At 71.2% G+C, this 21416-nt stretch carries 18 protein-coding genes and 3 tRNA genes; 9 read left to right on the plus strand and 12 right to left on the minus strand.

Annotated elements, in window-relative coordinates:
* Positions 1 to 245 precede the first annotated feature (245 nt).
* The 4 genes from ACIBMZ_RS23850 to ACIBMZ_RS23865 all read right to left on the minus strand — a co-directional run bounded on the left by ACIBMZ_RS23850 (position 246) and on the right by ACIBMZ_RS23865 (position 3208).
* On the minus strand, positions 246 to 1094 hold the full coding sequence (locus ACIBMZ_RS23850; protein WP_396697308.1) for a PfkB family carbohydrate kinase: 849 nt from the start codon (positions 1092 to 1094) through the stop codon (positions 246 to 248).
* A gap of 41 nt (positions 1095 to 1135) precedes the next feature.
* Positions 1136 to 2611 (minus strand): helix-turn-helix transcriptional regulator, encoded by a 1476-nt coding sequence (locus ACIBMZ_RS23855; RefSeq protein WP_396697310.1) that lies wholly within the window; start codon positions 2609 to 2611, stop codon positions 1136 to 1138.
* 398 nt (positions 2612 to 3009) lie between these two features.
* Positions 3010 to 3082 (minus strand) — tRNA-Arg (locus tag ACIBMZ_RS23860).
* A 35-nt stretch (positions 3083 to 3117) separates the two neighbouring features.
* A tRNA-Ser gene (locus ACIBMZ_RS23865) sits at positions 3118 to 3208 on the minus strand.
* Positions 3209 to 4582: 1374 nt separating this feature from the next.
* Here ACIBMZ_RS23865 and ACIBMZ_RS23870 point away from each other — a divergent pair.
* Entirely contained in the window at positions 4583 to 5188 is a 606-nt protein-coding gene (locus tag ACIBMZ_RS23870; protein ID WP_396697312.1) for a hypothetical protein, read from the plus strand.
* 165 nt (positions 5189 to 5353) lie between these two features.
* On the opposite strand, the gene ACIBMZ_RS23875 is transcribed toward ACIBMZ_RS23870, so the two are convergent.
* Positions 5354 to 6160, minus strand: coding sequence for a CPBP family intramembrane glutamic endopeptidase (locus ACIBMZ_RS23875; RefSeq protein ID WP_396697313.1), 807 nt, complete (start codon positions 6158 to 6160; stop codon positions 5354 to 5356).
* Between the two features lie 119 nt (positions 6161 to 6279).
* Between ACIBMZ_RS23875 and ACIBMZ_RS23880 the strand changes: the two genes are divergently transcribed.
* On the plus strand, positions 6280 to 7401 hold the full coding sequence (locus ACIBMZ_RS23880) for a globin domain-containing protein (protein WP_396697315.1): 1122 nt from the start codon (positions 6280 to 6282) through the stop codon (positions 7399 to 7401).
* A gap of 226 nt (positions 7402 to 7627) precedes the next feature.
* Here ACIBMZ_RS23880 and ACIBMZ_RS23885 read toward each other — a convergent pair whose 3' ends face one another.
* Positions 7628 to 9142 (minus strand): peptide deformylase, encoded by a 1515-nt coding sequence (locus ACIBMZ_RS23885; RefSeq protein WP_396697317.1) that lies wholly within the window; start codon positions 9140 to 9142, stop codon positions 7628 to 7630.
* A gap of 277 nt (positions 9143 to 9419) precedes the next feature.
* Between ACIBMZ_RS23885 and ACIBMZ_RS23890 the strand changes: the two genes are divergently transcribed.
* The gene (locus ACIBMZ_RS23890) at positions 9420 to 10202 is read left to right on the plus strand and encodes a hypothetical protein (protein WP_396697510.1); all 783 of its coding nucleotides are present in this window, start codon (positions 9420 to 9422) and stop codon (positions 10200 to 10202) included.
* Positions 10203 to 10206: 4 nt separating this feature from the next.
* On the opposite strand, the gene ACIBMZ_RS23895 is transcribed toward ACIBMZ_RS23890, so the two are convergent.
* Positions 10207 to 12033: a hypothetical protein gene (locus ACIBMZ_RS23895; RefSeq protein WP_396697319.1), complete on the minus strand. Its 1827-nt coding sequence runs from the start codon at positions 12031 to 12033 to the stop codon at positions 10207 to 10209.
* Between the two features lie 210 nt (positions 12034 to 12243).
* Between ACIBMZ_RS23895 and ACIBMZ_RS23900 the strand changes: the two genes are divergently transcribed.
* Positions 12244 to 12954: a class I SAM-dependent methyltransferase gene (locus ACIBMZ_RS23900; protein ID WP_396697321.1), complete on the plus strand. Its 711-nt coding sequence runs from the start codon at positions 12244 to 12246 to the stop codon at positions 12952 to 12954.
* 159 nt (positions 12955 to 13113) lie between these two features.
* On the opposite strand, the gene ACIBMZ_RS23905 is transcribed toward ACIBMZ_RS23900, so the two are convergent.
* On the minus strand, positions 13114 to 13647 hold the full coding sequence (locus ACIBMZ_RS23905) for a YbhB/YbcL family Raf kinase inhibitor-like protein (RefSeq protein WP_396697323.1): 534 nt from the start codon (positions 13645 to 13647) through the stop codon (positions 13114 to 13116).
* 150 nt (positions 13648 to 13797) lie between these two features.
* On the opposite strand from ACIBMZ_RS23905, the gene ACIBMZ_RS23910 reads away from it, so the two are divergent.
* Positions 13798 to 13956 (plus strand): hypothetical protein, encoded by a 159-nt coding sequence (locus tag ACIBMZ_RS23910; RefSeq protein ID WP_396697325.1) that lies wholly within the window; start codon positions 13798 to 13800, stop codon positions 13954 to 13956.
* Positions 13957 to 14211: 255 nt separating this feature from the next.
* Here ACIBMZ_RS23910 and ACIBMZ_RS23915 read toward each other — a convergent pair.
* Positions 14212 to 14298: transfer RNA gene (locus ACIBMZ_RS23915), tRNA-Ser, on the minus strand.
* Positions 14299 to 14641: 343 nt separating this feature from the next.
* On the opposite strand from ACIBMZ_RS23915, the gene ACIBMZ_RS23920 reads away from it, so the two are divergent.
* Positions 14642 to 15619, plus strand: coding sequence for an NAD(P)H-quinone oxidoreductase (locus ACIBMZ_RS23920; RefSeq protein ID WP_396697327.1), 978 nt, complete (start codon positions 14642 to 14644; stop codon positions 15617 to 15619).
* On the opposite strand, the gene soxR is transcribed toward ACIBMZ_RS23920, so the two are convergent.
* Positions 15616 to 16098 (minus strand): redox-sensitive transcriptional activator SoxR, encoded by a 483-nt coding sequence (soxR, locus tag ACIBMZ_RS23925; RefSeq protein WP_396697329.1) that lies wholly within the window; start codon positions 16096 to 16098, stop codon positions 15616 to 15618. The two genes, ACIBMZ_RS23920 and soxR, sit on opposite strands and share 4 nt — an antisense overlap.
* A 46-nt stretch (positions 16099 to 16144) precedes the next feature.
* On the opposite strand from soxR, the gene ACIBMZ_RS23930 reads away from it, so the two are divergent.
* Entirely contained in the window at positions 16145 to 16870 is a 726-nt protein-coding gene (locus tag ACIBMZ_RS23930; protein WP_396697331.1) for a transketolase, read from the plus strand.
* A gap of 2 nt (positions 16871 to 16872) precedes the next feature.
* Complete coding sequence (locus ACIBMZ_RS23935) at positions 16873 to 17763, plus strand: transketolase family protein (RefSeq protein WP_396697333.1); 891 nt, start codon at positions 16873 to 16875, stop codon at positions 17761 to 17763.
* Between the two features lie 36 nt (positions 17764 to 17799).
* Here the strand turns inward: ACIBMZ_RS23935 and ACIBMZ_RS23940 are convergent, their stop codons facing one another.
* Complete coding sequence (locus tag ACIBMZ_RS23940) at positions 17800 to 18507, minus strand: glycosyltransferase family 2 protein (RefSeq protein WP_396697512.1); 708 nt, start codon at positions 18505 to 18507, stop codon at positions 17800 to 17802.
* A gap of 125 nt (positions 18508 to 18632) precedes the next feature.
* Here ACIBMZ_RS23940 and ACIBMZ_RS23945 point away from each other — a divergent pair, with 125 nt between their 5' ends.
* Positions 18633 to 20834 carry a hypothetical protein gene (locus ACIBMZ_RS23945; protein WP_396697335.1) on the plus strand — a complete coding sequence of 734 codons (2202 nt, stop codon included), beginning with the start codon at positions 18633 to 18635 and terminating at the stop codon, positions 20832 to 20834.
* A 37-nt stretch (positions 20835 to 20871) separates the two neighbouring features.
* Here ACIBMZ_RS23945 and ACIBMZ_RS23950 read toward each other — a convergent pair whose 3' ends face one another.
* Positions 20872 to 21384, minus strand: coding sequence for a hypothetical protein (locus ACIBMZ_RS23950; RefSeq protein ID WP_396697337.1), 513 nt, complete (start codon positions 21382 to 21384; stop codon positions 20872 to 20874).
* Positions 21385 to 21416: the final 32 nt, after the last annotated feature.

The raw sequence follows: 21416 nt of genomic DNA on the forward strand, positions 1-21416 counted from the left end.
GGATGAAGGATTGATGCCCCGCCCGGTACTCCAAGGATCGGTCAGTGGCAGGAAGGTGCGATTGCCACTCCAAACTGGCCCCAGGGTGAACGATCTCGGAGATCACAACGACCGGGCTCCTTCAGATGAGGCAGAAATTGCTGGGCACCTCCTTGGCAGATCCGGGTGCCCCCAGGGACCGACGAGATCGTCGTCATTGGTGTGGCTGCTCGGGATCGAGCGTTCGGCAGAGTGCGGCGCGTGCGCTATTGCCCTCTTCTTGTGGTGCTCACATGCGTGGTGGCGGTGGCGACGCTTTGGGCGATGGCGTGGGGTAGTGGAGTTCTGCGGGCGAGTTCGGCGGTGAGGGTGCCGAGGAAGGTGTCGCCCGCGCCGGTGGTGTTGATGGCGTCGATGTGTGGTGCGGGCACGAGTGCGGTGTGGTCGGGGCTGCTGTAGGCGGCTCCGCGGGCGCCGGCGGTCACCACGGCTGCTCGTGGTCCTAGTTTGCGCAGTTCTTGGGCGGCGACTGATGGGTCGGTGTGGTGGTGGCCGAGGATGGTTGCCGCTTCGGTTTCGTTGGAGACGAACAGGTCGAGCGCGCCGAGCGCGTTCGTCCCGAGTGTGGGATGTGGTACGAGGTTGCCGATGAGCGTGCTGGCGCGGTGGTGGTCGAGGACGGCGTGCACGGCGTCGGGCTGGAGGTCGAGTTGGGTGATGACGATCGGGGCCGGCAGTTGATGTAGTGCGGTGCGTACGTGCGCGGCGGTGAGTTCGGTGGCGGGAGGGCGTGCGAGGACGATGTAGTTCTCCCCGTCGGGGGTTACCTCGATGATCGCGATGCCGGTCGGAGTCGTCGGTAGAAGGTGGAAGTGGGACACGTCGACGGCCGCGTCGATGAGTGCCTGGTGCAGGAAGGTGCCCCATTGGTCGTCGCCGGCGGTGCTGATCAGGCTGGTGCGGGCGCCCGCTCGTCGGGCGGCCATCGCCTGGTTGAGGCTCTTGCCGCCCGGGGTGGTCGTCGCGGGCGACGAGGCGAACGTGGTGCGGCCGGGCACGGGCCGTTGGGGGATCCGCACGGTGATGTCGATGTTGGCGCGGCCGACGAAGGCCACATCCGGTGGATCGGCATGGTCGGGCGGGGGCGGGTGGTGGTTCATGTGGTGGCGGCGAGGTGGTCGATGAGGTGCCGGACTTCGGGCTGGCTGGCGAAGGGTTCGAGGCGGTGGGCCAGGACGGTCACGTTGCGGTGCACTCGGGCCGAGCCGGTCGTGGTCGCGACGGTCAACGCTTGGGCCGCGACCGTGGCGGCACGGACGGGCTCCGAGGCCGCCAGGTGGGCGTGCGCGGTGCGCGACAGGTACACGCCCCGCTCGCGTCGGTACCGGTCAGGCCACTCGTTGACGGCGGCGGTGAAACTGTCGACGGCCCTTCGGGGTTGGTTGAGGCGCAGCCACCCCTCACCTTCCTGCGCCGCCAGATACGGCCGGGTGCAGAAGGAACCGAGTGTGCTGTCATCCCCGGCCGTGCGAACGGTCGCGACGAGTTCGTGAGCCTGCTCGATCGCGGCCTCGAATGCGCAGGCGTCGTTGTCGATGGCACTGCCATGCGCCTGCTGCACGGCGGCGAAGGCACGCACGAGGGTAGGCGTATCCGGCAGGCGGGCCGCCACACGAGCAATCCCGACGACGCGGTCCTCGTCACCGGTACCCACCAACCGTTGGGCCTTACGCGCCAGCACGTACGCCCAGAACTCCTGATCGTCGGCTTCCTGCGCCATGCTTCCCGCCTGGTCCAGCCAGCGGCCACCCGCCGCCCGGTCACCGAGATCGTCACTGAGCCAACCAGCGAACTCACTCCACCGGGCCTCCGTGCTGAGCAACTGGTCACGAAGTGACCCACGCGCCTGCCTCCGCAGCACGGCGATCGTGGTGATCTGCTGCTCGACCGTCGACAGAATCGTCAGGCCACCCAGCCGGTCATCCGCCCGCACCAGGAACGCGCGAAGCTCCGCGTAATGGTCCACCACAGCCGGATCAACGGCCCGTGAGCGAGATTCGCCGGTGATCGTCAAAGCCGGCACAGTCGCGAGCCCAGCGGCGAGTTCCAGCAGAGCCCTGCGACTCACCCGCACTGACATCGCCTGCCCGTCGGACATGACCGAAAGCGTAGCGACGTCACCCTCGCCCACGTCGCCCTCGCCTTCACCCGCGACAATGGTCACCTGCGACAGCGGCGCCGTCAGACCGCCCGGACCGTTGACTGACGTCGGCTTCGGTGCCGCAATCAACGAAGCATGGCTATCCCCCTCCGAAAGCGAACAGTCCTCGGCTTCACCCCACCGTGCGCGCTGATCCGCCTCAGCCTTCTCCAGATCAAGCTGCCGCTTGAGGCGCCGATAGTCGTCATAGCCGGCCAGCAACTCTCCACCAGCCGCAAGATTCGCGTCACAGCGCTGCCAGAAGATCCGGTCCGGGCACTGCCGCCCACGCTCCACCGAGGCGATCGTGGTTCGTGAAATTGGCACCCGCCGCGCCAACGCCAACTGAGTCAACCCACGCGCGTGACGCCAGCCCGCAAGCCTCGCACCCAACGCCACCTTCGCATCGTGCACCCGCTGCGGATCGATCACGGCGACCGCCCCTCCACACCCGCACACACAGATCACATCGACACAAAGCGACGCCACCGTAACCGACCACGCCAAAGCAAGCCAGCGCCCACCGCAAGCCCACCACGCCGCACCACAACGCAAAACCGCGCCGATTCACGTCGACGACAAGATGCGGAACCACGCCCCCACCCACCCCGCCCTCCACGCATTCGATCAGTATTCGTGAATTGATTGAGGAAGGGTGAAAGTTCGGCATCGCCAAGCTCGCACGGACCCGACCGGACGCCCCCGGACAGACCGACACGCAGGGGATGCTCGTCGCACGAGCAGCCACCGAGCAGCCAACCATCCACAAGGGACACAAACAGACAAGGCCCTGACCGCCGTAATGGCAGGTCAGAGCCTTGTCGATCTTGTGCGCCCGAAGGGACTCGAACCCCTAACCTTCTGATCCGTAGTCAGATGCTCTATCCGTTGAGCTACGGGCGCTGGTGCTCGGCCAGTCTACACACCCGGCCTTCGCGCGGAGACTCCGGGATTCGAACCCGGGAGGGGCTTTAAGACCCCAACCGCATTAGCAGTGCGGCGCCATAGACCAGACTAGGCGAAGTCTCCCTGGTGGCCCGCAGACCACCGCGCCCGAGGATACAGGCCCCGCCCGTCTGGGGGCAAAGCGACTACCGGAACCCGCCGACCCGCAGACCGGCGAGGGGATTCTTGCGCTGTGCGTCGCCGTGATCGCGACTACGCTCCATCGACATGCAGGAGGAGTCGCCACGCGATCATGATCGTCCGGAACCTGCTCGGGAAGCGCGTCGCCGCTCCCCGAAGGCGACGTTCACGCCGCCCCCGGCACCTGCGCCTCCGAAGGAGGACGAGGCGCCGGAGGACGAGGGCGGGCGTCGACCTCGTCGGGCCAAGGCCGCGCCGGGGGTGGTCTTCCAGCCGCCGCCCGTACCGGAACAGCCGGTGCCTCGCCAGACTCGTCCTGCTTCTTCCAGGACGCCCTTCACCCCCACGCCTCCACCTGCGACTACGTCCTCGTCGGAGGCCGGGCCGGTGGGGGACGACGGAAGCCGGCCCGACCGCAGCGAGGTCACGGAGCCGCCTGCGGCGTCTCCGGGCGCCTCTACGCCCCCTCGTCGGAAGGTCGCCGCGAAGAGGACTTCCCGCTCGACCTCCGGAGCGAGCGGGCCGGAGGCAGCCACCCCCGGCTCCACCGATGCCCCGAGGGCCGCCATGGCGACCGGCACGCCGTCGGCCAACGACCAGCAACACCGTGCGGCCGACGGGCCGTCGACAAGCAAGCAGCAGCACAGTGCGACCGAAGCGTCGTCGACCAGCCGCCAACAGCACAGTGCGACCGAAGCGTCGTCGACCAGCCGCCAACAGCACAGTGCGACCGAAGCGTCGTCGATCGGCGACGAGCAGCAGGATGTCACTGCGCCGCAGGCGGGTCCGGCTCGGAAGACGGCCAGGAAGGCCGCGCCGAGGAGGACCACGGCGGCGGAAACTGCCTCCTCCGGGTCCGTCCCGGCGAAGAAGACGACGAGGAAGGCAGCGGCCAAGGCCGCACCGGCTGGGAAGCACGCGACGAAGGTGACCGGGATCGCAGCCGCCCGGGCCGGAGCAGGCGGTGTCGCAGCGACGCCCCGAGCCGAGCCGACCTCACCAACCCCGGCCGAGACCTCCCCCACGCCCGCCGAAACCGCCCGTGCCTCGACCGAGACCTCATCCACCATGGCCGAGAACCCACCGGCCGAGGTCCGCCCGACCGAGAACCCACCGGCCGAGAACCCACCAACTGAGGTCCACCCAGCCGACACACCACCGGCCGAGGTTCGACCGGCCGAGTCGACCTTGACCTCACCCGCGCCGGCTGAGCCGACGCCGCCGACCGGCGGGACCTCAGCCGGAGGGACCTCGGACGACGGGAGCAGGGCCGAGTTCGCCGGGCGTACGCCTGATCTGCGGATTCTCGTGGCGCGGGTGCTGGACCACCCGGGCTATGCCCCGGAGTTGCTCGCTCTGAGCGCCGTGGAGGCGCTCGGCCCGGCGGCGGCGGCGTGGGCGTGGCGGCTGCGGCAGCGGTACCCGGAGGCGGACGGCGACGGTCTGGCCCGGCTCGCGGGCCGGCGGTTCGTCCGGCAGGCGGGGTTCGGCGGGGCGACGGCCGCGTTGGCGGGTGCGTTCGCGCCGGTGGTGGAGTTGGCGGCGGTGCTCTGGACGCAGGCGAATCTGGTGCTGCACCTGGCGGCGGCGTACGGCCGCGATCCGGCGGATCCGGAGCGGGCGGTGGAGTTGCTGGTGTTGGCGCAGGTGCACCCGGACGAGGCGAGTGCGCGGTCGGCGCTGGCGGCGGCTCGGGCTGCGGACGGGCCGGGCGAGCAGCCGGGGCCGAGGGCTGCCGAGGCGGCCTGGCGGCTGGCGGCACCGCTGGCCGCGCAGGCGGGCGGCTGGCTGGCGTTGCGCTGGGCGTCCCGGTTGCTGCCCGGCGCGGCGCTGGTGACGGCGGCGGTCGGTGACTCGGCGGCGGTGGAGCGGCTGGCCTCCCGCGCGGTCGCCGCCTACCGCCCGCCCCGACCTAGGGCATGACGGCGGCTGGAGGCTGGCGGCGCAGCGGCTGGGCGGCGCCCACCTCGACGTCGCTGACCACGGCCCGCCGGACGCCACGCGACCGGCGAAGGCCACCGACCGAGGCCCACCCCGACCGCCCGGACGCGCGACCGGCGACCGCCACCGGACCAGGGGGCCGCGCGGTCAGAGCCAGTCGAACCATTCTCGGGGCAGCAGGCTGTAGCCGACGAAGGCGAAGATGTCGAGCAGGGCGTGTGCCACGATCAACGGCATCACCCGGCGGGTACGCAGGTAGAAGAGGCTGAACACGACGCCCATGATCGCGTTGCCGATGAACGCGCCGAAGCCCTGGTAGAGGTGGTAGGAGGCGCGGAGCAGGGCGCTGGTGGCGATGATCGCTCCGACGCGCCACTGGAGCTGCCGTAGCCGGGTCATCAGGTAGCCGACCACGATCACCTCTTCCAGGATCGAGTTCTGGAAGGCGGCGAGGATCAGCACCGGCACGGTCCACCAGAGGTCGGGCAGCGCGGCCGGCACCACGGTGGCGTTGATGCCGAGCTGGGCCGCCGCCCAGAACAACACCAGGCCGGGGAGGCCGATCAGGGCCGCCAGCCCGGCTCCCTGGGCGAGATCGGCCCAGGGCCGTCGGGCGTCCAGGCCGAGGGAGCGGACCGGATCGCCGGGGTCGCGGGTGAGCAGGTGTACGGCGAGCAGCACCGGCAGCAGCGCGAAGACGATGCCGAGCAGTTGGTACGTGAGGTCGAGGTACGGCCGGGCCGACGCGGAGGTGTTCAGTGCGGCGGTCTGCCGGGAGAGTCCACCCTCGGCGGTCAGCTTCGCGATGATCGAGACGGTGGCGTAGACGGCCGACTGGCCGAGCGAGAGGCCGAGCACGAGCATCGTCTCGGTGCCGAGCGTCCGACGGGACGTAGGGCTGGTGAACTCTGCGGTCACCGCACCACTCTGCCCGACCGTCTGCGCTGGTGGCATCCGGGTGCCACTGAGCGCGCCTCACGTCGGATCGCACATTCTGTGCGACCTTCATGCACGCTCCGTGGACATTCTATCGGTGTTCCCGATCCCGCCGTCAGAAGAAGGAGCGCCCTCCGGTGGACAACTTCGCGCGGCTGCTGAAGGAGAGCTGGAGCCTGGTCGAGGAGGACCGGGTCCGGTTGACCGACCACTTCTACGCGCGGCTCTTCCTCCTCGACCCGGAACTGCGCAAGCTGTTCCCGGTGCAGATGTCCGGGCAGGGTGACCGGCTTCTCGAAGCGATCATCACGGCGATCCACACCGTCGACGACCCGGAGGGGTTCGACGAGTTCCTGCGGGCGCTGGGCCGGGACCACCGCAAGTACCACGTCGAGACGACGCACTACGAGACGATGGGCGTCGCGTTGCTGGACGCCCTGCGCAGCACCGCCGGGGACGGATGGAATCTGGAGTACGACCAGGCGTGGCGGGACGCGTACGCGGCGATCGCGGAGAAAATGCTGGCCGGGGCGGCGGCGGACGACAACCCGCCGTACTGGCACGCGGAGGTGTTGACCCATCAGCGGTACGGCTCGGACACCGCCGTCTTCACCTGCCGAGCCCTGCAAACTCCCCTGACCTGGAAGGCCGGCCAGTACGTCAGTGTCGAGGCACCTCGGCACCATCCCCGCGTGTGGCGGACGTACTCGGTGGCGAACGCCCCGAACGACGAGAACGTGCTGGAGTTCCACGTGCGTACGCCGACGGAGGCCGCCGGCTGGGTCTCGGGTGCCCTGGTCCGTCGGATCAAGCCAGGTGACCTGCTGCGGGTGGCCGCGCCGATGGGGTCGATGACGCTGGACCGCGCGTCGGAGCGGGACATCCTCTGTGTCGCCGGCGGGGTCGGGCTGGCCCCGATCAAGGCCCTGGTGGAGGAGTTGGCCGGTCACAACCGGTCGCGCTGGGTGCACGTCTTCTACGGCGCCCGCACCGAGGCTGACCTGTACGGTCTCGACCTGTTGCGGGAACTGGTGGCGGCCCATCCGTGGCTGTCGGTGACCCCGGCGTGCAGCGACGACCCGGACTTCGACGGCGAGCAGGGCGACATCTCCGAGGTGGTGGCCCGGTACGGGCCGTGGACCGCGCACGACTGCTACGTCTCCGGCTCCGCCTCGATGGTCCGGTCGACGTTGCGGGTGCTCGCCGCCGACGACGTCCCGCCACAACAGACCCGGTACGACACCTTCGGCAACCTGTAGAGCTTTTCTCCCCCCGAGCCGGGGCGCGTGCCCCTGCCCCCTGGGGCACGCGCCCCGGTCCCCCTGATCGGGCGGACCGGCACCGCCCACGCCACCCGCGCCCGTCCGGCCGTCGTTCCCACCCGGGCGGGCGCGGTGGCGCCAACCCGCGAACCCGTGACCGAGGGATTATGAGTCCCTCGCTCACAACCGGGCGCGGTGGCGCCAACCGTGACGGCGGCAGGGGTCAGTAGCGCCAGGGATTCCCGGACTCGCGGTACTCCTCGATCGGCACCAGCGGCACGCCGGGTGCCATCCGGTCGACGTACAGCCGGCCCTCCAGGTGGTCGATCTCGTGCGCGACCAGGCGGGCCATGCCGAACTCGAACGAGGTGATCACCCGTCCGCCGTCGAACTGCGCGTGCTCGACGTCGATCCGCAGGGCGCGGGGCACCAGCCCCCGGTGGTCGAAGAAGGAGAGGCAGCCCTCGTACTGCTCGTCGGTGTCCGGCGCGGCCTCGACCACCCGGGGGTTGAGCAGCACGACGGGCTCGGCCGTGCGGTCGGGCGGACGTACCACGGCCACCGCGCGACCGATGTCGAGCTGCGGTGCGGCGACGCCGACTCCCTTGGTGAACGGGTGGATCTCGTCCAGCCGGGCCACCGCGGTGACCAGCCGGTCGACGATCTCGCGGGCGGAGTGTTCCTCGCGGGGCAGGTCGAACGGTCGGGCCGGCTGCCGCAGCAGGTCGGCGCCGCGTTGCACGATGCCGAGTCCCCGCATCCGGTCGGACGGTCGGACCCGGCCGCCCTCGGGCTCGCTCTCCGGCTCGGCGCGGAAGCGCCACTGCATCCGGTAGCGGGCGTTCAGCGGCGGCTCGTCGGTCGCCCAGTCGAAGATCGCCCGGTCGTCCTCGTCGCGCCGGGTCACCGCCGTGCGCAGTGGCCCCTCCTCCGCCGAGAGCGAGGTCTCCGCGCCCCAGACCTGCGGGTCCAGCGCCGCCGGCAGATCGAGGCGTACGGCGAGGTGCCGGGTCGGTACGCGGACCGCCCGTTGGAACCAGGGACCCCACTTGTCCCGCCCGACGGTGTACGCGTACTCGATGGTGGCCCGGCGGCCCGGATAGAGCGGGAAGCGCCGGTCGGCGTTCTCGAACAGCAGCCAGATCTCCTTGAAGGCGTCCCGGTCGTGTTTGGCCCGCCAGTGCATGGCCTCCCGTTCGCCGGACTCCTCCCGGTAGGCGCTCAGTTGCAGCTCGGCGAAGGTCAGCGGGTGTTCCCGGTGGTGCCGGTTGGACCGTCCGGGGTCGTTCGGGTAGCGGTCGACGGCGATCCGGACCAGGTAGCGGGTGACCGGTTCGGTGCCGGCGTTGTACAGCTCCCGGCGGATGACGCAGTGGTAGGAGTCGTCGGTGTGCGTGAGGACCGCGGTCTCGCGTTCGACGATGAGTCCGGTGCCCGGCGGCATCCACTGGCCGGGGAGGGCGGGTTCCCGGTGGTAGCGCTCGGCTCGGGCGTGACGCAGGTCGTCGTACTCCCGGAACCGCTGCCAGATCGCGCCGCTGGCCTCCAGGACGGCCTCGGCGCGCCGGGCGAAGTCCTCGGTGGGCCGGTGCCGCCGCCCTTCCACGTGGCTGACGTACGACGGGTCGAAGCCCATCAGGATGGCGAGTTGTTTCTTGGACAGCCCCCGCTCCGTCCGGTGCCGTGCGAGTTCGGCGGCGAACGAGTCGGCAGCCCGATCGAGCGGTGAGGTCGTCATCAGCTTCCTCGTGGCCGGGTGCATCAAGTTTCACGTTGCGTTGCCGATCACGCACACAACTGGCACCTTGTCGACAGGACCCTTGACCGCTGAGCGTTTTCTACCGATACTGCCCCGAGTCTCCGGTACGGCACTCTGCGTGACCACCGGCCGTAGAGTGATCCGAACCTCTCGCCATTTCGCTCTTCCCGGTTCCCCGGGCAACGAAAGTGTGGTTAGGCTAGCCTTAGTTTGGCCAGTGGGGTCTCGGACGGGGGTGGAACAGGTGACAGCCGTGCTGCCCGTCCACGCCGCCTCGGCCGCACCGCTGGCCCCGGTCACCGCGACCCTGCGGGCGATGTTCGGCACCGACGTGCTGCCCGGCCTGGCCGCCGGGCTGGTCGTGCCGGACGAGGCGGGTTGGGCCCCGGCGACGACGCTGACCAGCGGCGCCCAGGTGCCCGAGCTGCTCGACTCGGCCGTCCGCCTCTGGGGCGGTACTCCGCACGCCTCCGCCGCGGTCGCCTGGAAGGCGTACAGCTACTGGGCGGCACTGCCGGTGGTGCTCGGTTGGGCCGTCGCCCGCCGGGTGCCGCTGCTCGACGCCGACGCCGCCCTCGTCCACTTCGCCGACCCGCGCACCCTGATCACACTGGGCCTGCGCCGGTCCACCCCGATCGCGGTCCTGCCCAACGACCCGCTGGCCGTCTCCGGGCTGCCCCAGGTCCGGGTGCTGGCCGACGACCAGGCCCTGCTGACCGCGCTGCGCGGCACACTGCTGGACGCGCACCTGTCGCCGATGATCGCCGCCATCCAGGGCGAGGTCCGGATCGGCACGCGTACGCTGCTCGGCTCGGTGGCCTCCGGTATCGCGCACGGGGTGCTGCGGGCCGCCGACAGCCTGCCCGGCTCGGCGGTCGAGGCGGTGGACACCCTGCTCGGCGCGCTCGACCTGGCCGACCTGGTGGAGCTGGTGCCGGGACGCAACGGCGAGCCGACCGTGCAGCGCCGCACCTGCTGCCTGGCCTTCACGCTGCCCTCACCGAAGGTCTGCCAGGGCTGCTGCATCCGCAGTTCCTGAGCGGTCAGTCCCCGACCAGCGGGCGGACGTCCCAGAGCCACACCCCGCCGGTGTACGTGGGCTCCACGCCGGTCAGTTCGGTCATCCCGGTACGCAACGCCTCGGCCTGCTCGTGCGGGCCGAGGACGACCGCGCCGGCCCGCCAGTACCGCAGGTCCTCGACCGCCTCCTGCCGGTCCCGCGCGGTGATCGGCGGCACCTCGCCGGTCCGCCGGATCGTGCCGAAGAAGGTGCTGGTGGGACGCGGCGATGCGGTGAACAGCGCGATCCGGTCCCGGCCGGGCCGGGTGTCCGGCCCGAGGAAGTAGCCACGGGCGATCGGCATCTGCAAGCGTGTCTGCGCGGACCAGCGCAGCGGTTCGGCGTACTCGGTGTCGGGCAACGGCAGGGTCACCAGGCTGCGCCCGCCGGCCAGGTAGGGACGCCAGGCCCCGGAGGTGACGAACTCCGGGGTCGGTTCGAGGCGCTTGGTCGGCAGTGGGGTGGGCAGCACCGGCACCAGGGCCATCGCCAGCACGGTCGCCGTGCCGAACCGGATCTGCCGACGCCGGTCGGGGTGCCGGATGGCGACCTGCCGGACCTGTTCGGCACCGTAGGCGAGCAGCAGCCCGACGATCGGTGTGATCGCCAGCGACCAGCGGGTGGGCACCACGGAGTGCAGCACCGGCAGGTCCTCCAGCACGGCCCAGGGGCCGGGTATCCCGGTGCCCCGGCCGTCGAAGCGGACCTCCCGCCCGAGCGAGAGCACCGCGAAGACCAGCCCCAGCCCGGCCAACGCGATCACCACCGGATTGCGCCGCAGCCACCACACCACCGCCGCCACCAGGATCACCAGCGGCCACCCGAAGAAGGCGTTCTCCTCGGTGGGGTTCTTGACCAGCCGGGCCGCGCTGAGCGCGTCCCCGCCCACCGACTCCCGGGCGTAGGTGAAGAACGAGGCCAGGTCGGTGGAGTAGCCCCGGATCAGCCAGGACAGGCCGTTGTATGCGCCGGGCCCGAAGAACTGGACGTAGAGCGGGTACGCCAGCAGCACGAGCGCGACCGCGGCGGCGACACCGAGTCCGGCGAGGAAGGGACGGGTCCGGGCGCGCAGGTCGGGTCGGGCGATCGCCAGCGCCACCACGACCACGCCGACACCGATCGCGGCCATCAGCAGGATCTCCAGGTTCAGGAACGCCTGCCAGACGATCACCAGGGCGAGCAGGACGCCGTTGCGCAGCCAGCGACCGGGTTCGGCGAGCCGCACGGTACGCCAGACGATCAGCGGCACCACGAACTGCGAGACGATGTTCGGGTGCGCGTTGGCGTGCGAGACCATCGCCGGGGCGTACGCGCAGAAGGCGGCACCCAACCAGGCCGGGCCGCGCGAGCCGACGAGGACCCGGGAGAGCACGAAGTACCAGGCCGTGGCCGTGGCGATCATCCCGAGCGTGAGGAAGAGCAGAAACGACGTACGGGTGCCGAACAGTAGCGTCACCGGCGTCATCGGCAGTGAAACGGATAAAACGGAAGTATTCGCCATTAGATTGACGGACTCCGGCACGTTCATCCGATCCGAGGAGAACGGGTACGCGAATTCGGTGACCACTCGCGCACCGTGCGCCATCATCCACTGAAATTGGGCCATATCGGTCTGATTGTCGCGAATACCGTCGGCCGGGTTGAGCCACATCCGCGCGGTGATCCAGAAGCCGAGCACCGCGAAGCTCACCACGGCGGCGACATCCTTCCACCGCCCTGAGCTGGGCCGATGACCACCTTCCGGCGGCCCGGCCAGCACCCCCGGCGCCTCGGACTCGTCGGCGGAGCGGCCCGATTCAGGAGTAGTCATGGTAATTCGGAGCGTAGTCGGCGTATCGGGCCACCGTGCGGCCTTCGAGCCACTGGCGTAACATCTCCCGAGTTCGCTGACCACCACCGATCGTGCAGCTACCCGACCGTAATTCGGCCACCGCGGGCCCCGATATTCCCGCCCTCCAGGCGGATGGTTCACTCAGTCGGTCCTGGCGCGGGGTCGAGTCGTATCGTGAGGAATCGACGCATGGCAGAAATCACTGGGGATCAGCGCGTGCAGTCCGAGGTTCTGGAGGGCCTCGCCACCGCGGTCAACCACCGACGTTGGTTCGTCGAGCTGGCCGTGCCCTACCTGGGCGACAACCCGATCGAGATCGGCAGCGGGCTCGGCGACTACGCCCTTGAGTGGGCCGAGCACTTTCCCCGGTTCACGGCCACCGAGGCCGACCCGGACCGGTTGGTCGCGCTCAAGGAGCGCCTGGCCGACCAGCCCTCCATCGAGGTGCGCCAGATGTTGCTGCCCAACACGGAGCGGGGCGACTACAGCGCGGCGGTGTCGTACAACGTGCTGGAGCACATCGAGGACCACGTGGAGGCGCTGCGCACGATGGGCCAACTGGTCCGCCCCGGCGGAGCGGTGGTCATCATCGTCCCGGCGTTCCAGTTCGCGATGAGCCCGGCCGACATCGCCACCGGCCACGTGCGCCGCTACACCAAGAAGACGCTCTCCGCCGCGATGACCGAGGCCGGTCTGCGGGTGGAGAAGATCCACTACGCGAACGCGCTCGGCCTGATCGGCTACTTCATGGCCACCAAGGTCTTCCGGCTGATGCCGAAGGAGGGCCCGATGGTGAAGGTCTACGACACCCTCGTCCTCCCCGCCACCAAGGCCGCCGAGCAGGTCGCCCGCCCACCCTTCGGCCAGTCCGTCTTCGCCGTAGCCCGCACCCCCTCCTAAACGCCCCCTCCCCCCGGGCGGCCCACCACCCACCCGCCCGCTCGCCGCCCACCCGCCCGCTCGCCGCCCGCTCGCCGCGTTGATCAAGAAGTTTGTGCCACTCCCAGTCGGGATCGATGGCGAAAGGCTCTTGATCAACGCGGCTTGCCAGCGGGTGAGTCAGGGGGTGATTTGGTAGGTGGGGCGGATAGTGGCCCGGGCGAGGGTGTGGAAGGCCAGGTTGAAGCCGACGTAGGCCGGGGTGGCGTCCGGCGTGAGGTCCAGGCGCTCCACGTCCAGGGCGTGCACCGCGAAGACGTACCGGTGCGGCCGGTCACCGGCCGGCGGCGCGGCACCGCCGAACCCCTGCGCGCCGTAGTCGTTGCGGACGCTGAACGCGCCCCGCAGGTCGCCCTCGGCGACACCACGCGGCAACTCGGTCACGTCGGCCGGGAGATTGACCAGCACCCAGTGCCAGAACCCGCTGCCGGTCGGCGCGTCCGGATCGAAACAGGTGACCACGAAGCCCTTGGTCTCCGCCGGGAAACCCGACCAGGCCAGGTGCGGCGACACGTTGCCCCCACCGGTGCTGTCGTGGGCGTGCGCCGCGTCCATCGGCTCACCGTTGTGCACGTCGTCGCTGGTCAGCGTGAACGAGGCGACGGTCGGCAGCAGCTCGTACGGGTCCGGGGCGATGGGGCGTTCCAGGGTCATCGACACAGGTCCTTCCGGTGGAAGTGGTGTTCTGCGTCCCCCTTCATACCCTGTCGCGCGGTGCCAACCGGGAAAACGCGAGGTGTCCGCCGTAACCGAAGGCCGCTCACCCGGGTTGTCAGCCTGGCACCCATCGAGCGAGGGAGATCCGTGGCCGGCATCTGGCGCGACTTCGTCACCGCAGCCGTCGACGCCGTACGTGACCGCGACGACGAGCAGCCCCGACCCGACGAGCGCCGCCGGGCCCTGGACCGCCTCGCCACCCAGAAGATCCGCGAGAACCAGCAGGTACGCCCACCGCAGCGCTGAGGCAGCGACCATCTCGCCGCCTCGCCGCCACCGCCGTCCACTCCCGCTCCCACACCGCCACCCGCCTCAACCTCGCCCCGCCCCGCCGCGCCCCGCCGATCATGGAGTCGTGGCGAAGTCGAAGTGGGGCATCAGCCACTATTCGCGTGCCACAAGTCCATGATCGCGGCGGGCATGCCCATGGTGCGGCGTGGGGGGGTGCCCCGGGGGGTGTGTGGGGCGCGTGGACGGGTGCGGGTGCGCGTGGCAGGTGAGCGGAGGGTGTGGGATTCGAACCCACGAAGACATCGCTGCCTTACCGGTTTTCAAGACCAGCGCCATCGGCCACTAGGCGAACCCTCCCGGTGCCACGCACGGCGCGGCCGTGCATAGTCTGCCACGTCCGGCGGATCGGCGATGGGGTGAGCCACCCGACCCGGGATGAGCGTCGCGGCGGGCGGTCGGGTGCCTCCACAGTGTCCAGGTCGGCACGGTTTCCGCCGGTCCGAGACGCGGCCGGAGCGTGTCTGCGCGGCGCCGGGCCGGGGCTGGGCCGGGCTGGGCCGGGGCGCCGGGGCCGGGGCGAGGCGGGCCAGGGCCGGGGCGGGGCGGGCCGGGGCCGGGGCATGTCGGCGCGGAGCCGGGCCAGGGCATGTCGGCGCGGGGCCGGGCGTGGAACGGCGGGATGATCGGGTAAGACTGGGCCATGCGCGCGATCGTGATTGCCGAGCCCGGTGGGCCGGAGGTGCTGAGCTGGGACGAGGTGCCCGATCCGGAGCCGGGGCCGGACGAGGTGATCGTCGACGTGCGGGCCACTGCGGTGAACCGGGCGGATCTGCTGCAACGGCAGGGGCACTATCCGCCGCCGCCGGGCGCGCCCGCGTACCCGGGACTGGAATGTTCGGGTGTGGTGAGCGCCACCGGTGCGGACGTCTCCGGGTGGCGGGTCGGTGACGAGGTCTGTGCGTTGCTGGCCGGCGGCGGGTACGCGGAGCGGGTGGCCGTGCCGGCGGGGCAGTTGCTGCCGGTGCCGGCGGGGGTGGACCTGGTCGACGCTGCCGCGCTGCCCGAGGTGGCGTGCACGGTCTGGTCGAACGTGGTCCAGGTGGCCCGGCTGTCGGCGGGCGAGACGTTGTTGGTGCACGGTGGTGGCAGCGGCATCGGCACGTTCGCGATTCAGCTCGGTTCCGCGCTCGGTGCCAGGGTGGTGGCGACCGCGCGGGCGGCCAAGCATCCCCGGTTGCGTGAGCTGGGTGCGGTGCACCTGGTCGACTACCGGGAGCAGGATTTCGTGGAGGAGGTCCGGCGGGTCACCGACGGGCGGGGCGCGGACGTCGTACTCGACATCATGGGCGCGTCCTACCTCGGCCGGAACGTGGCCGCGCTGGCTCCGGACGGGCGGCTGGTGGTGATCGGGATGCAGGGTGGCCGCAAGGCCGAGCTGGACCTGGGCGCGCTGCTGGCCAAGCGCGGCACGGTGGCGGCCACCGCGCTGCGGGCCCGCCCGCTGGACCAGAAGGCCGCCATCGTGCAGGGGGTACGCGACGAGGTCTGGCCGTTGGTGGAGGCGGCGCGGGTCCGCCCGGTCGTGGACCGGCGGCTGCCGATCAGGGAGGTGGCGCAGGCGCACCGGCTGGTCGAGTCGAACGAGCACCTCGGCAAGGTGCTGCTCACCGTCGGCTAGCTGCTCACCGCACTGGGCGGCAGCGACGTCTGACAGGCCGGGGTGTTCGGCAGCGTCAGTCGGGGGCCGGGGCCCTCTGCGCCGAGCCGGTCGTCGAGGTTGTTGAGAGCGCAGCGCTGGAGTGACAGGCACCCACAGCCGACGCAACCGTCGAGATCGTCGCGGAGCTTGGCGAGCAGCCTGATCTTCTGGTCCAGCCGGTCCCGCCACGCGGCGGAGAGCTGCGTCCAGTCCTCGGCGGTGGGCGTACGGGAGGCGGGCAGCGAGTCGAGTGCGGCCCGGATCTCGTCCAGCGAGATGCCGACCTGCTGCGAGATCCGGATGAACGCGACCCGGCGTAGCTCGCCTCGGTGGTAGCGGCGCTGGTTGCCGCCGGTGCGGTCGGCCCGGATCAGTCCCATCCGCTCGTAGTAGCGCAGCGCCGACTGTGCCACGCCGCTGCGGTCGGCGAGCTGACCGATGGTGAGGGCTTCCTGCATCACACCGCCTTGAGTTGAACCTGACTTCAACTTGCAGGGTATCCGCATGACTACTCTCGCCACCACGGCCCGGGTCGCCGAGGCCGCCGCGCCGCTCGACGGCCGGTCGCCGGTCGCCCCGCTGCTGGAGCGGATCCGTGCCGGCCGCGTGTTCGGCGCCAACGTCCACTCGACCGTCGACGTGCTCTGGGTGCTCTACGACCGGATCCTCCGGATCACCCCGGACACCGTCGACGACCCGGCTCGTGATCGTTTCCTGCTCTCCAAGGGACACGCGGTCGCCGGCTACTACGCGGTGCTCGCCGCCAAGGGGTTCGTGCCGCTCGACTGGCTGGACGACCAGGGCGGGCCGGACAGCCGGCTCGGCGACCACCCGGACCGGACGCTGGTCCCCGGCGTCGAGATCGGCTCCGGTTCGCTCGGGCACGGTCTCGGGCTGGCCGTCGGAACCGCGCTCGGGCTACGCGCCCAGGGACTGCTCGACACTCGGGTGTACGCCCTGCTCGGTGACGCCGAGCTGGACGAGGGCTCCAACCACGAGGCGATCGCGTACGCGGGCGCGACCGGCCTGCCGAACCTGACCGCGATCGTGGTCGACAACTCCTCCGCCACCCACGGCTGGCCCGGTGGCGTGGCCACCCGGTTCACGGTGAACGGGTGGACCGCCGCCACGGTCGACGGACGGGACCACGACGCGCTGCACACCGCCCTGACCGGGCACCACGGACACCGGCCGCACGTCGTCGTCGCGGTCGTCGAGAGCGGGGAGTAGCCATGCGGGACAGCTTCATCGAGACCACCACGCACCTGCTGGCCGAGGATCCGCGGACCGCCCTGGTGCTCGCCGACATCTCCGCCGACGCGTTCGCCCCGGCCGCCCGAAGGCACCCCGACCGGGTGCTCAACGTCGGCATCCGGGAGCAGTTGATGCTCGGGGTGGCCGGCGGGCTGGCGCTGACCGGGTTACGGCCGATCGTGCACAGCTACGCACCGTTCCTGGTGGAGCGGGCGTACGAGCAGATCAAGCTCGACCTCGACCACCAGGCGGCACACGCGGTGCTGGTCAGCGTGGGTGCGTCGTACGACCGGGCGGCGGCCGGACGTACCCACCTGAGCCCGGCCGACGTGGCGCTGTTCGACACCCTGTCCGGCTGGACGGTGCACGTGCCGGGGCACCCGGCCGAGGTGCCCGGTCTGCTGCGCGCCACGGTCGCCGGGGACGCCTCGGCGTACCTGCGGTTGTCGACGCTGCACAACGCGCGGCCGTACGGCGGTGACGGCGAGCTGGTGGTGGTGCGCGACGCGGGACCGGGCGCGCCGCTGCTGGTCGCGGTCGGCCCGGTGTTGGACGCGGCGGTGGCAGCCGCAGCGGACCTGCCGGTCACGGTGGCGTACACGCATCGCCCGCGCCCGTTCGACACCGCCGGTCTGCGGGCGCTCGCCGGGACCGAGGTGATCCTGGTCGAGCCCTACCTGGCGGGCACCTCGACCCGGGTGGTCACGGCGGCACTGGCGGACCGGCCGCACCGGCTCCTCGCACTCGGCGTGGGACGCGACGAGCTGCGCCGGTACGGCTCGGCCGACGACCACACCCGTTGGCACGGACTGGACGTGGCGGGCCTGCACCGGGAGGTGACCGCATTCCTCGCCCCGGCTCTGGTCTGAGAGCCGCCCGCCGTCGTCCTCGCCCCGATCGCCGCGTCAGGCGGCGGGGCCGCTCCCGGAACGGCGGCGGGTGCGCTCGCGACCGAGGATCCAGATCGCCTCGACGCCGTCCCGCCAGGTGATCTTCTTGCCCTCCTCGCGGCCCCGGGCCCGGTAGCTGATCGGCACCTCGTACGGCCGGATCCGGCGACGCAACAGCTTGCCGGTCACCTCGGCCTCCATGCCGAAACCCCGGGACCGCACGTCCAGCGAGCGGTAGAGCTCCACCGGCATCAGCTTGAAGCAGGTCTCCAGGTCGCCGATGTAGGAGTTGAACAGCACGTTGGCCGCCATGGTGACGCCCTTGTTGCCCATCACGTACCAGAAGCTGTAGGCACTGTGGCTGCCGAAGGTCCGATTGCCGTAGACCACGGTCGCCCGGCCGTCGAGCACCGGGGCGAGCAGCTTGGGGATGTCCTGCGGGTCGTACTCCAGGTCCGCGTCGAGGATGACCATGTACTCACCCTCGGCGTTGGCGACCGCCGTCCGGATGGCCGCGCCCTTGCCGGCGTTGCGCTGGTGGGTGATCACGCGCAGACGCGCGTCGTCGGCCCGGTCCAGGACCTCACCGGTGCCGTCACGGCTGCCGTCATCGACCACCACGAGTTCGATCTCGCACGGGTACTCGACCGCCAGCGCCTGCTTGAGGGCATCCGCGATGCGTTCTTCCTCGTTGTAGACCGGCATGAGGATCGACAGCTTCACGGGAATCTCCACGAGGGCGGCAGTGTGTCGGCCATAGCGTAGCCCCGGCAGGTCGGTCCTGTGGTGGCGACCGCCTCAGGAGATCGACCGTCGGGCACTCAGGCCGATGGTGTTTACTTCCGGCCATGTCGGCCGCCGGCTTCCCGTTCGTCCTCGCCCCCGTCGTCGCCGTCGTCGCGCTGACGGTGGCACTGCGGCCACGGTCCGTGCGTGACACCGCGCCACGGCGGCTGACGGTGATCCGAGCGAGTCTCACCGTCGGCGCCTTCGCGGTGCTGACCGTCGAGGTGCTCGGTGCACTGGGGATGTTGACCGCGCCCGCGTTCGCAGTGGCGTGGCTCCTCTTCCTCGCCGCTGCCGGTTTCGCCGCACGGCGACGCGTGGCGACCAGCCGGACCCGGGAGGCCGCACGTGCCACCTCCGACGCGGTGTCGGTCGGTGGCCGTCCCGCCACGACGTCCTCGGCGGATGTCCTCGCCGGAGCGTCGGACACCCCGGCCGCCGTCGGTACGGTCACCACCGTCGAACCCACCACGTCCGGCCCGCAGGACCGCCCGGCGGAGACCGGCTGGCGCGCGTCAATCACCGACTTCCGGCGTACGGCGAGTCGCGGTGAACGGCTGCTGGCCGGGGTGGTCGTCGGGCTGGTCCTGGTCGAGCTGCTGATCGCCCTGCTCGCCGCGCCGAACAACTTCGACTCGCAGACCTATCACCTGCCCAAGGTGGAGCGTTGGGTGGCGCAGGGCGACCTGTCGCTCTGGGCCACCGCGATCCACCGGCAGGTCACCATCCCGCCGGGTGCCGAGTACCTGCTGCTGCACCTGCGCCTGTTCACCGGCGGCGACGCGCTCCACCACCTGGTGCAGTGGGCCGCCGGGGTGCTCTGCCTGATCGCGGTCGCCCGGGTGACCGCGCAGCTCGGCGGCGCCCGACGGGCCCAGTTGCTCACCGTCTTCGTGCTGGCCACCACGCCGATGGTGACGCTCCAGGCGACCAGCACCCAGACCGACCTGGTCTGCGCCGCCTGGGTGGTGTGCGCGGCCACGGTCGCCCTGGACGGGCTGCGTCACCGCGCCGGATTCGGCGAACTGCTCGCGCTCGGGGCGGCCACCGGACTGACCGCCGTGACCAAGACCAGCGGCCTGCTCGCGGTCGGCCCGCTGCTGGTGCTCTGGGGACTGGGTCAGCTCCGGCTGGCATACCTGGACCGGCCGGGCGCGGACCGTCGGCTCCCGGCCGCCCCGACCGCCCGGACGGTCGGCGCCTCGGCGCTGATCCTGCTGGTCGCCGCCGCCGTGGTCGGCCCGTTCCTGGGCCGGGTGTACGTCGAGTTCGGCCACCCGCTCGGGCCGGAGCGGCTGCGCGAGTCGGTGCCGATGGAGCGGCACGACCCGCTGTCGGTGGTGGTGAACGCGCTCCGCATCGGACACACCGCGCTGGACACCCCGCTGGCCCCGCTCCGGGACGCCTCCGCCGCGGCGATCGTCGGCGTGGCCGGTCTGCTCGGCGTGGACCCGCAGGACCGGGCGATCACGTTCGGGCGGGAGGTCTTCCCGGTGCCGTCCTGGTATCCGGACGAGGACCGGGTGGCCTTCCCGCTGGCCGGTGCGCTGGTGCTGATCGGTGCCGTGGCGGCACTGCGTCGTCCGGCCCGGGTCAGCCCGGAGACGGCCGGTGCGCTGCGCGCGTACGCACTGGTGGTGGTGATCGCGGTGGTGCTGCACACCGCGATGATCAAATGGCAGCCCTGGGGCAACCGGTTGATCCTCTACGCCCTGGCCGCCTCGGTGCCGTTGGCCGGGCTCTGGCTCGACGCCGTGCTGCGCCGGTCGAGCCGGAACGCCGGTGCCGGGCGGAGTGCCCGGCGGCCGATCGCCGCGACGCTCACGGTGACGGTGCTGGCCACCTGCGCGCTGGCCGGCGTGCTCGCGGTGTCGTACGGCTTCCCGCGCCGACTCGTCGGCGCGGGCTCGGTCTTCACCACGTCGGACTGGGAGAGCCGCTTCCTGCGACGACCGCAGTGGGCGGAGGAGTACCGCTGGGCGGCCGACGCGGTGCGTGCCGCCGACGCCCAGCGGATCGGTCTGTCCCAGCGCAACGACGACTGGGAGTACCCGTGGTGGCTGCTGCTGCGGGACGCCGACGGCGGGTCCCCGGAGCTGTCGGCGCTCCAGTCGGTGTTGGACCACCGGCCGGCGGCCGACCCGGCGGCGATGGATGCCATCGTCTGCACCGGCAGCCGCCGACTCTGCGCGGATCTCGTGCCGCCCGGCTGGCGGTTCGAGTTCCGGGACCACGTGGGTTACGCCGTGCCGGCGGAGCGCTGAACCACCGCAGTCGCAGTGGCGTTCGGGCCGTCCTGCGTCAGCGGGCCACGGCGGGATGCAGCGTGGTCGGCCGGGTGGCGGCGGGCGTCTCGGCGACGGTGGCCACGATCCGGGGCAGCGCGCTGCGTACCCGGGTGCGGAACGCGTGGTTGAGCAGCGCGTCGAGCTGCCACACCTGCTTCGGGAACTGGGTGCGGATCAGGAACCGCTCACGGATCCCGTCGATCGCGGTGGCAGCCAACTCCACCGAGTGCAGCCGAGGGTCGGGGCTCCACGTGACGTGGCTCAGCTCGCGGAGTTCGGCGTTGAGGTGCAGTCGCAGGCGGTGCAGCACCGGCGTCTGCCGGGTCACCACCAGCCGTCGATGGGTGAGTAGGAGGAGGTAGTCCCCGGACATCGGCCGATCGGGTCGGCTGCACCGGGTGACCAGGATGGTGGCGTCGCCGGAGCCCACACAGCGACGGAACACCGGCATGTGTCGCGTGGCGGTCTGCACCGCCAGGCCGGCCTCGGAGGCGGCCGGGAGGAACGTTCGGGAGAAGACGTCCATGACCTGCCCAACGACGATGTTCGCTGGGTGAC

Source organism: Micromonospora sp. NPDC049900, from assembly GCF_044461025.1.
In the GTDB taxonomy this organism is placed as follows: Bacteria; Actinomycetota; Actinomycetes; order Mycobacteriales; family Micromonosporaceae; genus Micromonospora.

Coding starts and splice junctions, on each gene's coding strand:
- ACIBMZ_RS23875 (WP_396697313.1), bottom strand. CDS start 6,160: ATGCCACCAGCGCAGACGGTCGGGCAGAGTGGTGCGGTGACCGCAGAG.
- ACIBMZ_RS23885 (WP_396697317.1), bottom strand. CDS start 9,142: ATGACGACCTCACCGCTCGATCGGGCTGCCGACTCGTTCGCCGCCGAA.
- ACIBMZ_RS23895 (WP_396697319.1), bottom strand. CDS start 12,033: ATGACTACTCCTGAATCGGGCCGCTCCGCCGACGAGTCCGAGGCGCCG.
- ACIBMZ_RS23900 (WP_396697321.1), top strand. CDS start 12,244: ATGGCAGAAATCACTGGGGATCAGCGCGTGCAGTCCGAGGTTCTGGAG.
- ACIBMZ_RS23905 (WP_396697323.1), bottom strand. CDS start 13,647: ATGACCCTGGAACGCCCCATCGCCCCGGACCCGTACGAGCTGCTGCCG.
- ACIBMZ_RS23920 (WP_396697327.1), top strand. CDS start 14,642: ATGCGCGCGATCGTGATTGCCGAGCCCGGTGGGCCGGAGGTGCTGAGC.
- soxR (WP_396697329.1), bottom strand. CDS start 16,098: ATGCAGGAAGCCCTCACCATCGGTCAGCTCGCCGACCGCAGCGGCGTG.
- ACIBMZ_RS23930 (WP_396697331.1), top strand. CDS start 16,145: ATGACTACTCTCGCCACCACGGCCCGGGTCGCCGAGGCCGCCGCGCCG.
- ACIBMZ_RS23935 (WP_396697333.1), top strand. CDS start 16,873: ATGCGGGACAGCTTCATCGAGACCACCACGCACCTGCTGGCCGAGGAT.
- ACIBMZ_RS23945 (WP_396697335.1), top strand. CDS start 18,633: ATGTCGGCCGCCGGCTTCCCGTTCGTCCTCGCCCCCGTCGTCGCCGTC.
- ACIBMZ_RS23950 (WP_396697337.1), bottom strand. CDS start 21,384: ATGGACGTCTTCTCCCGAACGTTCCTCCCGGCCGCCTCCGAGGCCGGC.